Genomic DNA, 10339 nt, shown 5'->3' on the forward strand with positions numbered 1-10339 from the left:
GGTGGGGGGGGGGGGGGGGGCCCCCCCCCCCCCCCCACCGCCGCGTCCGGCAAGAGGGGTCACGCCAGGTCCGCCTCGCGCAGCGTCCGGGTGACGTCGGTGAAGCCGTTGCGGGCCGACACCAGCCGGCCCTCCCGGACCACCTGCAGCGTGACGTTGGCGTTGACCAGGCGGGGGAAGCCGACGGCGGCGAGCTCGTCCTGGAACTTCCACCGCAGGGTGGGGGTGAGCCCGCCCGTGTCGACCTTCAGCCCGCCGTTCAGGGCCTCGGTCACGGTGTCGGCGGTCACCTCGCCGTCGCCGAGCGACTCGACGGCCTGCCGGAACACGGTGTAGGCGATCCAGGTGGTCTGCACCCCGGCGTCCGCGGGGTCGATCCGGTTGTCGCCGAACGCCTCCTCCTTGATCACCTTCTTCATCGGCTTCCAGCGCGCGTCGCTCGCCGCCGGGTACCAGCCGGTGACGTACGACCCCTCGTACGGCCCGGACGCCCCGCCGGACGCGTCGATCGTCGTCTGGTCGACGCTGCCCAGCACGGTCGCGGTGCGCACGTCGGGGTAGTCGCTCCGGACCCGCCGGAAGGAGTCCATGAAGGTGCCCGTGCGGTCGCCGAGGGCGGGCACGACGCAGCCGGGCTTCGCCGGGTCGGTGGTGGTGCGCTGCAGCGCCTGCCGCGCCTCCTCGCCGTAGGCGGTGGCGTCCTCCGCCGCCCGCAGGTCCCCGGTCGGCGCGTGCCCGCCGGCCTCCAGGCCCGAGTCGAGCAGCGGGGGCAGCTGGTCGCCCGCGATGGTGTCGGGCCGGATCAGGGTGACCGGTCCGCAGGTGCCGGCGAGGGTGCGGCCGAGGCCGGCCAGCAGCACCGGCTGACCGCCGTTGACGGGGTAGGACAGGGGACTGGTGAACTCGTCGTTGGTGATGCCGTAGCCGCCGATGTACGGGATGCCGGCGCCCTCGAGGGTGGGCAGGAAGGAGTCGGCGTGCACGCTGTAGGAGCCGACGACCGCGACGGCGTTCTCCTGGACCGCGCGCCGGGCGCACCGCGCGGCGGCCACGGTGTCGTTCCGGTCGTTGCAGGTCAGGACGTGGAGCCGGCGGCCGTTGAGGCCGCCCTGGGCGTTGACCCAGCGGGCGTAGGCCTGGGCGAACGCGGGCATTCCGGGTTTGTTGGTGGTGGCGGTGTTCTCGGGCGCCCAGGTCATCACGGTGATCGGGTCGTCCCCGGAGCCCCCCGTGGCACCGGGGACGATCCCGCAGCCGGCGGCGAGCGACGCGCATGCCACCAGTGCGCCCGTGGCCAGGGCACCGGCTCTGATGCGCCGGGGGAGGAGGCGGGGGAGGAATGTGCTGCGGATGCGTCGCCTGCCGGTCATGGGCACGCACGATTCCGCCACATGACCAACCTGGGAGTGACCCTTGGTCAACGGGTGGTGACATGGAGGTGAATTGCGGGGTCCGGTGCGACCCGCGTGACGCGGAAACGTACGATCGACGACCGTGCAAGGTTCGGAGAACTCTTCCCGCCGCGGCCGTCGCTCCTCCACCATGGGCGGCATGCCACTCAACGACATGCCGTGGTGGCGCTGGCGCAGCAATGTGCGCTCCGCGCTGCACATGCTCTCCGATCCCGTGTTCCAGCGGGACGTGTGGCTGGCCGGCGTGGACGGCTACGGTGACGTCACCGACGCGGTCTACCGGCTGGTCGAGGACACCTGGCTGGACAACTGGTCCGCCGAGAAGTACGTCGGCACGATCTTCCGCGACTCCCAGGAGGCGGCGCTGGTCGACACCGCGGTGCTGCGGGTGCTGCGGATCATGCACCAGGTCGGTCCGGACGCGCCGGTCACCGCCTACCTCGAGCACCAGGGGTGGCCGGAGGCGGTACGGGCCGCGCGGGACGCGCACGTGCGGATGGCGACGAGCGACGGCGAGGACCCCGACGCCCCGCCGCGCACCCTCGAGGTGCTGCGGATCCTGACGCGGTCCGCGTAGCGGAACGGCCGGCCGGCCGCGGCCCCTCGTGTGGGACCCTTTCCTGCATGAGCGAGCAGTCCACCCGAGCCGCGGCCCCGGCCGACCAGTACGTCCTCACCCTGTCCTGCCCCGACAAGCAGGGCATCGTGCACGCCGTGTCCAGCTACCTGTTCATGACCGGCTGCAACATCGAGGACAGCCAGCAGTTCGGCGACCACGACACGGGACTGTTCTTCATGCGCGTCCACTTCTCGGCGGACGCCCCGGTGACCGTGGAGAAGCTGCGGGCCAGCTTCGCGGCGATCGGCGACTCCTTCCAGATGGACTGGCGGATCGACCGGGCCGACCAGAAGATGCGCATCCTGCTGATGGTCAGCAAGTTCGGTCACTGCCTGAACGACCTGCTGTTCCGCGCGCGGATCGGCGCACTGCCCGTGGAGATCGCCGGAGTGGTGTCCAACCACACCGACTTCGCCGAGCTGGTGGCTTCGTACAACATCCCCTTCCACCACATCCCGGTGACGAAGGACACCAAGCCGGAGGCCGAGGCGCGGCTGCTGGAGATCGTGCGCGAGGAGAAGGTGGAGCTCGTCGTCCTCGCCCGCTACATGCAGGTCCTCTCGGACGACCTGTGCAAGCGGCTGTCCGGGCGGATCATCAACATCCACCACTCCTTCCTGCCGAGCTTCAAGGGCGCGAAGCCGTACCACCAGGCGCACGCGCGGGGCGTGAAGCTCATCGGTGCCACCGCGCACTACGTCACCGCCGACCTCGACGAGGGCCCGATCATCGAGCAGGAGGTCGAGCGGGTGGGCCACGACGTCACCCCCGACCAGCTCGTCGCCGTCGGCCGGGACGTGGAGTGCCAGGCGCTCGCCCGCGCGGTGAAGTGGCACGCGGAACACCGCATCCTGCTGAACGGCCGCCGCACGGTGGTGTTCGCCTAGGGAGCCCGCGGCGGCTGCATCCGGCTGCGTTCGGTCACATCCGGCTCATGGACGCCGCCGCCAGCAGGACGTCCCTGATCGCCTCGCGGTCCCCCACCTGGCCGACGGCCGCCTCCCGCGGGGACACGTGGCCCGCGGCCAGGCGGCAGAACTCCGCGCCGTCCAGCGCGATATGGGCCACCTCGTGCTCGGCGGACCCCTTCGCGGCGGGGGAGTCCAGCGGGATCAGCCACTCCCCGCCGCCGGACCCCTCGATCTCCAGCCGCAGGCTGCGTCCCGGTTCGCCGGCGGCGACCAGGCGCCGCTCGACGGGGGAGGCCAGTCCGTGGAGGCGGCGGTGCTCCAGCACGGCCGGGAGCATCCGCGCGGCCAGCTCGACGATGCCGTGCAGGTGCCGTCCGGAGGGCGGTTCGTAGGGGTAGTCCACCGCCTCGGCGATGTCCTCCGCGTGCACCCAGCACTCGAAGGCGCGGTCCAGCATCGCGTCGTGCAGGGGCAGCTCGAAGTCGCCGTACGACACCGGCAGCCACCCGGTGCCGCCGCCGGTGAAGGACACGGTCCGTACGAGGTGGTGGCTCTGCTCCCGCCAGGGCGCCCGCACGGAGCGGGTGGGCGGGAAGCGGGAGGCACGCCAGTAGGCCTCGGTGCGGGCCGCCGGGGTGGGACGCTCGGCCCGCACGTCCCCGAGCGGGTCGTCCAGGCCGAGGGCGACCGCGACCAGCCCGTCGACCGCCAGCAGATGAGCGATGACCCCGGCGACGGTGGTACGGCGCGTGCTCGCCTCGTCGGCCTCGTACCAGCGCAGCCGCACCGGCGCGTGCCACTCGGCGTCCCCGAAGTCCTGGAGCAGCGCGTCCAGGCGCGCGGTCTCGGCGTCGTAGGCGGCGGCCCACTCCGGCACGGGGATGCGCGGCGGGCGCCGCTCCAGGCAGGACTCCAGGACGCGGGTGCGCAGACCCGGGTCCAGGTCGAGGCTCTCGGGGCGCTGGAGCAGGCCGACCGCCTCGCGCAGCCGCAGCGCCTCGTCCGCACAGGGCCCGCACGCGCCGAGGTGTTCCTCGACGGCCTCCGCCTCCGCCGGCGAGCAGGCGGCCAGCGCCCAGGCGCCGAGCAGCGACTTCAGCACGCGGTGCTCCAGCACGAGCGGCCCGGCCGGTCCGGCCTCCCCCTCACGGCCGTCGTACGGCTCGGAACGGTGCCCGCTCACGCGGCACCCCCGATCCCCGGCGGGGTGTCCGGGGCCTCGGCGTCGTGGGCGGTGGACAGCAGTTGCAGGCCCAGGCGGAGGCGGCGGCGCGCCTCGTCGTCGGTGACGCCCAGGTCGACGGCGGTCTGGCGGTAGTCCCGGCGCTGGAAGTACGCCAGTTCCAGCGCGGCCCGCAGCGGCGTCGGCATGGACTGGACGATGTAGTCGGCGCGGGCGGCCACCGAGGCGTGGCGCACCTTGCGCTCCAGGTCCTCCGTGGTGCCGGGGCCGCCGCGGGCGAGCGCCGCGGTCTCGGCGGTGCGCAGCCGCTGCACGGCCAGCCGGTGGGTCAGCGCGGCGAGCCAGGTGCGCAGCGGGCACTGCTTGGGGTCGTAGGTGTCCGGGTGCTGCCAGACGTGGGCGAAGACGTCGCGGGTGATCGCGTCGGCGGCGCGTTCGTCGCCGAGGACGCGGTGGGCCAGGCCGTGCACCAGGGAGGCGAACCGGTCGTAGAGCTCCCCGAGCGCGGCCGCCTCCCCGCGCGCGAGCCGCTGCTGCATCCTGCGGTCCCAGCGGGGCGGTACGTCCTTTTTGGTCATGCGGGCCCTCACCCCCTGCTCTCCCCCCCTGGCGTCCCGGGCCGGTCGGTGCCCGGAGCCAGCGTGTACCCACCGTCTCCGAGAATGTAGTCGGCACACGCGATCACACACGCCCCTTTGCCGCAATGTGCGCCCCCCGCGGAGCCGCAGGTGGTAAGGGGCCCATCGCGTATACCGAACGCCGTTCGGAGCGCCCCTACCCACGGTCGCGCCGATCGGAACCGATCGAATCGGATCGAAGTCGACTGAAACAAGCCTTTTCTGTTTGGTAACCGTTTCTCGGGCCGTGTTTCGGGGAACGGCCGGTGGGCAGCCGCGCTGCAAGGAAGCGTAGGTACTGCTTCCGTTCGGAGAGCGAAGGGCGTGGTGGTGACCTTCAAAGTGACCGACGGAGAGCAGGGCCGGTGGGCCGTGCTCCACGTGTCGGGCGAACTGGACCTGGTGACGTCCCCGGTGCTGCGCCAGCGGGTGCACGACGTGGTGGCCGACGGCAGGCACAGCCTCGTCCTCGACCTCTCCGACGTGTGGTTCTGCGACTCCAGCGGGGTCGGCGTGCTCATAGCCGCCCGGCGGCTGCTGCGTTCGTGCCAGGGCAGCCTGCGGCTGATCCTGCCCGACCGGGGGGCCGCCGACGGCAGTCACGTCAACAAGGTGCTCGGCGCGCTCGGCGTCCGCCGTCTCTTCGACATCCACCCGGACGTCCGGTCCGCGGTCGACGAGGATCCGCACCCCCTGTCGGCGTGAGCCGCGCGTCCTCCCGCCGACGGCGCGCCGTCCGGCCTCGGGGGCGTGCCGGCACCGGCCGGACGAAGGCCGCACACGCGTGTCCCGGCCCGCCCGCGGAGCCGTGCGCACCCACCCCTCCGTGCCACACGGTTGTCCCGGAATTCCCCCGGTCTTGGCACAGGCGCCGCTTTCGGGCTCCCGGACGGCCCCGCACGACGTACGCTCCCAGCGAGACGACCCCACTGACCTAAGGCGGCCTGAAAGAGACATGGTCACCAGCGAGTACGAGCGCAGGATCGCGGCCCGGTTCGCCACCTTCGACCAGGACGGCAACGGCTACATCGACCGCGAGGACTTCAGCGGAGCGGCCAAGGCGCTGCTCGCCGAGTTCGGCATCGCGGCCCGCTCCGACAAGGGCCAGGCCCTGTACGTCGGCGCCGAGGCGTTCTGGCAGGGCATGGCGGGGATCGCCGACCGGGACGGCGACCAGCGCATCACGCGCGAGGAGTTCGTGAACGGCGCGGTCAAGCGGCTGCGGGACAACCCGGACCGGTTCGCGGAGATCGCCCGCCCCTTCCTGCACGCGGCCCTCGACGTCGCCGGCACCGACGGCGCGGCCACCGCCGAGGACGTCGCACGCGTCCTCGAGGTGCTCGGCGTTCCCGGGGACCTGGCCCGCACGGCGGCCACCACGCTGGACACGGACGGCGACGGCAGGATCGGCGAGGAAGAGACCGTGCGCGCCTTCGCGCGCTACTTCACCCTCCCCGAGTAGCGCTCACCCCGGCCGAACGGCCGGGCACGGCCCCGCGCGTGTGCGGACGGGCGGTGCAACACGCCCGGACTCGCGAAGAGTTCGGGCGCCCGCCCGGGGCTCTCCGGGCGGTGGCCCGCCCGTGCGCGGGGAGACCGGCCCGGAGGGGGCGGCCCGGCGGGCACCGCCTCCCCCCGGAAGCCCGAGGTCCGTCCGGGAGCCGGAGGCCCGTCCGCCCCCCGACCGCACCCTGGCGGGGACTCAACGTGCGGTTTCGCGCACGGAGAGTGAGGGAACGCGCGCCGTCGATCCGCCGGCCGGAGCGGCCCGTCGGCCCTCCCGTCTGCGGTGTCGCGGGGCGCCCCGCACGGATGTCGCGGAATGTGGCATACCGGCGATCACGGAGCGTTGATGCCGGGTTGTGCCCCCGTGCGCGACTCGTCACGGCCCGGAGTCGGACGTCCGCTCCGGTACCTTGTGTGGGATGCGAGTGGTTGTGAGCACGCACCGCGCCGGAATCGCCCCCGAGGTGACTCCGGATCCGCCGGTGCCTGCCGCTGCTCGCCGGGCGGAACGGCCGAACGCCGCCGCCCGTTCGACCCCATGGGGCGGGCGTCGCACAGTATGCCGCACGGGTACTCCTTCGCGCTGGAATATGCCCGAAGCGCTTGTTGACGTGACTGTCCGTCAACCATGCTGTCCCCCAAGGGATTCACGTTCCGTGACCCCTGTCCCGGCCGTTGTTCTGGCCATGCAGAAAATGGCTACGATCGTGGCCCTCGTGAGGCGCGAGTCCAAGTGTCCGCCGGTTCGGATGGTGTGAGCGGTGCAGGTGCTTCAAGTGCAGCTGGAGATCCGGCCCGACCCCGCTGAGGTGGGACGGGCCCGGCGGTGGGCCCGCTCGCGTCTGGCCGGGTCCGGCATAGGGGCCGACGAACCGCTCGCCGAAACGCTGATCCTGCTCGTCTCGGAGCTCGTCACCAACGCCGTGGTGCACACCGGCTGTCCGGCCGTGCTGCGGCTGTCCCTGCCGGGCGCGGAGGGCGGGGAGACCACCGTCCGCCTGGAGGTGGCCGACCGCAGCGACCGGGCGCCGGTGCCGCGTTGCGTGGACGGGGAGGCGACCGGCGGGCGCGGGCTCGCCCTCGTGGACGGCCTGGCCGACCGCTGGGGCTGGATCTCCGAGGGTGCCGGCAAGCGCATCTGGTGCGAACTGGACCGCTGCGCGCAGGCGCGCGAGGCCGCGGCCCCCTGCGGCGGCGGCACGTCGGCGTACGACGGGCTGGCGTACGAAGCGGTGTGAGGCCGGGACGGCGTGCGGCGGGCGGGTGCGGGGCTGCGCACGGCCGCGCGGGACACGGCGACGGCGTCGGTGCACGGGTGCACGGCCGGCCGGCCGTGCGGGTCGGGTGTGTGGGCCGGTGCGCCGGGTGTGCTCCCGTGCGCGGTCCCGGTGAAGCGGGCATATGCCTAAATTGACGCACAGTCACCCGAAACGGCGTTGACGCGCGGTGACCGATTGATCACTCTGGTCGTCAGCGATTCGCCGTGAGGGGACGGCGAGGGTTTCGGCGACGGGAGCCCTCGGCGAGTGCGGGTCGTGATTCGGCGTCGGTTCCCTCGGGCCGGGGGGACCGGGGGCGGGAGCGCCGGAGCGGGAAGGCGGTGCGGCGCTGCCGTGCTCGGGGCGGACAACGCCGCACCGCCGTCGACGTGCGGGACGCGCGGCGACGACCGCGGCCTCGCGCGGTGCTCACGTTCCGACGGGCGCGGGTGGGCCGGAGCGGCCCCCGGCGGCCCGGAACGTCCGCCGGTACGCCGTCGGCGTCACCCCCAGCGCCGCCTGGAGGTGCTGCCGCATCGACTGGGCCGAACCGAACCCCGCGTCGCGGGCCACCCGGTCCACGGACAGGTCGGTGGACTCCAGCAGGTGCCGGGCCCGCTCCACCCGTTGCCGGGTCAGCCACTGCCCCGGGCTGACGCCGGTCTCCTCACGGAAACGGCGCGTGAAGGTGCGGACCGACATCGACTCCCGCGCGGCCATGTCGCGCAGCAGGATCGGCTCGTGCAGACGGCCCAGCGCCCACGCGCGGGCGCCGGTGGTGGACGCCTGCCGCGGATCGGGCACCGGCCGCTGGATGTACTGCGCCTGGCCGCCGTCGCGGTGCGGCGGCACGACCGTACGGCGGGCCACCTCGTTGGCGACGGCGGTGCCGTGGTCGCGCCGCACGATGTGCAGGCACAGGTCGATGCCGGCCGCGACGCCCGCGGAGGTCAGGACGTCGCCGTCGTCGACGAACAGCACGTCCGGGTCGACCTCGATCCGGGGGAAGAGCCGCTGGAACCGCTCGGCGTCGGCCCAGTGGGTGGTGGCGGGGCGGCCGTCGAGGTAACCGGCGGCGGCGAGGACGTAGACGCCGGTGCAGATGGAGGCGAGCCGGGTACCGGGCCGGACGCGGGCCAGGGCGGCGGCCAGCTCGTCGGTCAGCTCGCCCCGCTCGTACACCGGGCCCAGTTCGTAGGAGGCGGGGACGATCACCGTGTCGGCGGTGGCGAGTGCCTCCGGGCCGTTGCCGACGTGGACGGCGAAGTCGGCGTCCGTCTCGACCGGCCCGGGCGGCCGGACCGAGCAGGTGACGACCTCGTACAGCCGCCGCCCGCGCCCGTCCCTGGGGCGGCCGAAGATGCGGTGCGGGATGCCCAGTTCGAAGGGGAGCAGCCCGTCGAGGGCGAGGACGACGACGCGGTGGGGCCGGAACGTGCCGGTGCGGGGGAGGCGGTCGACCGGATCCATGGCCCGATCCTAGCGAATGCTGTCCCTCGGGCCACTCGATGGGAAGGCCCGGCAGCCCGCACGCTCTATGGCGTGACCCGGACAAGCGAGACAGCCGCCGTCGTGGAGCCGCCCGCGAGCGGCCGCAAGCCGACCCGTACCCGCGTGCACCGCGCGTGGTTCGTCGCCGCCGTCACCTTCGTGACGATCATCGGCGCGGCGGCCTTCCGCTCCGTGCCGGGCCTGTTCATCGATCCGCTGCACGACGAGTTCGGCTGGTCGCGCGGCACCATCGGCGCCGCGGTCTCCGTGAACCTCGCCCTGTACGGCCTCACCGCCCCCTTCGCGGCGGCGCTGATGGACCGCTACGGAATCCGGCGGGTCGTCGCGGGCGCCCTGACCGTGATCGCGCTCGGCTCGGGCCTGACGGTGTGGATGACGGCGGCCTGGCAGCTCCTGCTGTGCTGGGGCCTGCTGGTGGGCCTCGGCTCCGGCTCCATGGCGCTCGCCTTCGCCGCCACCGTCACCAACCGCTGGTTCACCGAGCGCCGCGGGCTGGTCAGCGGCATCCTCACCGCCGCGTCCGCCTCCGGGCAGCTGATCTTCCTCCCCGTGCTGTCCTGGATCGTCGCGACGCACGACTGGCGCCCCGCGGCCGTCACCGTGGCGCTGGCCGCCCTCGCGGTCGTCCCCTTCGTCTGGCTGCTGCTGCACGACCACCCGGCCGACGTGGGCCAGAAGCCGTACGGCGCGAAGGAGTTCGTGCCCAAGCCCGCGCCCGTGCCCGGCGCCGCCCGCCGCACGCTCAGGGTCCTGTCCTCGGCGGTGCGCACCGGACCGTTCTGGCTGCTCGCCGGCACCTTCGCGATCTGCGGTGCCTCGACCAACGGCCTGATCCAGACCCACTTCGTGCCCGCGTCCCACGACCACGGCATGCCGATCACGGCCGCCGCCTCCCTGCTGGCCGTCATCGGGGTGTTCGACGTCGTCGGCACGGTCGCCTCCGGCTGGTTCACCGACCGCTTCGACGCGCGCCGCCTGCTCGCCGTGTACTACGCCCTGCGCGGCGTCTCCCTGCTCTTCCTGCCCCTCCTCCTGGCGCCCAGCGTCCACCCGCCGATGGTCCTGTTCATCGTCTTCTACGGCCTCGACTGGGTCGCCACCGTCCCGCCCACCCTCGCCCTGTGCCGCGAGCACTACGGCGACGACAGCCCGATCGTCTTCGGCTGGGTCCTCGCCTCCCACCAGGTCGGCGCCGCCCTCGTGGCCTTCCTCGGCGGCGTCGCGCGGGACACGTTCGGCTCCTACGACGTGGTCTGGCTCGCCTCGGGAGCGCTGTGCGCGGCGGCGGCACTGATGGCGCTGGTGATCCGGCGGCCGGGC

General features: G+C 73.5%; 10 protein-coding genes. 6 read left to right on the forward strand and 4 right to left on the reverse strand.

Features of this window, described 5'->3' with window-relative positions; all coding sequences use genetic code 11:
* Nucleotides 1-59 precede the first annotated feature (59 nt).
* Entirely contained in the window at nt 60-1370 is a 1311-nt protein-coding gene (locus tag RIM90_RS23450) for an ABC transporter substrate-binding protein (RefSeq protein ID WP_309062728.1), read from the reverse strand.
* Between the two features lie 172 nt (nt 1371-1542).
* Here RIM90_RS23450 and RIM90_RS23455 point away from each other — a divergent pair, with 172 nt between their 5' ends.
* Nucleotides 1543-1989, forward strand: a complete 447-nt coding sequence (locus RIM90_RS23455; protein WP_309062744.1) for a hypothetical protein — start codon at nt 1543-1545, stop codon at nt 1987-1989.
* A gap of 47 nt (nt 1990-2036) precedes the next feature.
* Nucleotides 2037-2918: a formyltetrahydrofolate deformylase gene (gene purU, locus RIM90_RS23460; protein WP_309062729.1), complete on the forward strand. Its 882-nt coding sequence runs from the start codon at nt 2037-2039 to the stop codon at nt 2916-2918.
* A gap of 34 nt (nt 2919-2952) precedes the next feature.
* Here purU and RIM90_RS23465 read toward each other — a convergent pair whose 3' ends face one another.
* Nucleotides 2953-4125, reverse strand: coding sequence for a zf-HC2 domain-containing protein (locus RIM90_RS23465; protein WP_309062730.1), 1173 nt, complete (start codon nt 4123-4125; stop codon nt 2953-2955).
* A complete protein-coding gene (locus tag RIM90_RS23470) occupies nt 4122-4703 on the reverse strand; it encodes a sigma-70 family RNA polymerase sigma factor (protein WP_309062731.1) in 582 nt (193 codons plus the stop codon). The genes RIM90_RS23465 and RIM90_RS23470 overlap by 4 nt, the downstream gene beginning before the upstream one ends.
* A gap of 363 nt (nt 4704-5066) precedes the next feature.
* On the opposite strand from RIM90_RS23470, the gene RIM90_RS23475 reads away from it, so the two are divergent.
* From RIM90_RS23475 to RIM90_RS23485, 3 genes are all read left to right on the forward strand, one after another.
* Nucleotides 5067-5447 (forward strand): STAS domain-containing protein, encoded by a 381-nt coding sequence (locus RIM90_RS23475; RefSeq protein WP_309062732.1) that lies wholly within the window; start codon nt 5067-5069, stop codon nt 5445-5447.
* Nucleotides 5448-5697: 250 nt separating this feature from the next.
* The gene (locus tag RIM90_RS23480; protein WP_309062733.1) at nt 5698-6204 is read left to right on the forward strand and encodes an EF-hand domain-containing protein; all 507 of its coding nucleotides are present in this window, start codon (nt 5698-5700) and stop codon (nt 6202-6204) included.
* An 820-nt stretch (nt 6205-7024) separates the two neighbouring features.
* Nucleotides 7025-7486 (forward strand): ATP-binding protein, encoded by a 462-nt coding sequence (locus RIM90_RS23485; RefSeq protein WP_309062745.1) that lies wholly within the window; start codon nt 7025-7027, stop codon nt 7484-7486.
* Between the two features lie 450 nt (nt 7487-7936).
* Here RIM90_RS23485 and RIM90_RS23490 read toward each other — a convergent pair whose 3' ends face one another.
* Complete coding sequence (locus tag RIM90_RS23490; RefSeq protein WP_309062734.1) at nt 7937-8977, reverse strand: helix-turn-helix domain-containing protein; 1041 nt, start codon at nt 8975-8977, stop codon at nt 7937-7939.
* Nucleotides 8978-9049: 72 nt separating this feature from the next.
* Between RIM90_RS23490 and RIM90_RS23495 the strand changes: the two genes are divergently transcribed.
* Nucleotides 9050-10339 (forward strand): MFS transporter (locus tag RIM90_RS23495; RefSeq protein ID WP_309062735.1); only part of this gene is annotated, 1290 nt, incomplete at its 3' end.

This window comes from Streptomyces sp. (assembly GCF_031181555.1).
Taxonomy (GTDB): Bacteria; Actinomycetota; Actinomycetes; order Streptomycetales; family Streptomycetaceae; genus Streptomyces; species Streptomyces fimbriatus.

Excerpts from the sequence above, each read along its gene's own strand:
- RIM90_RS23480 (WP_309062733.1), top strand. The coding sequence starts at position 5,698 with ATGGTCACCAGCGAGTACGAGCGCAGGATCGCGGCCCGGTTCGCCACC.
- purU (WP_309062729.1), top strand. The coding sequence starts at position 2,037 with ATGAGCGAGCAGTCCACCCGAGCCGCGGCCCCGGCCGACCAGTACGTC.
- RIM90_RS23455 (WP_309062744.1), top strand. The coding sequence starts at position 1,543 with ATGGGCGGCATGCCACTCAACGACATGCCGTGGTGGCGCTGGCGCAGC.
- RIM90_RS23450 (WP_309062728.1), bottom strand. The coding sequence starts at position 1,370 with ATGACCGGCAGGCGACGCATCCGCAGCACATTCCTCCCCCGCCTCCTC.
- RIM90_RS23470 (WP_309062731.1), bottom strand. The coding sequence starts at position 4,703 with ATGACCAAAAAGGACGTACCGCCCCGCTGGGACCGCAGGATGCAGCAG.
- RIM90_RS23490 (WP_309062734.1), bottom strand. The coding sequence starts at position 8,977 with ATGGATCCGGTCGACCGCCTCCCCCGCACCGGCACGTTCCGGCCCCAC.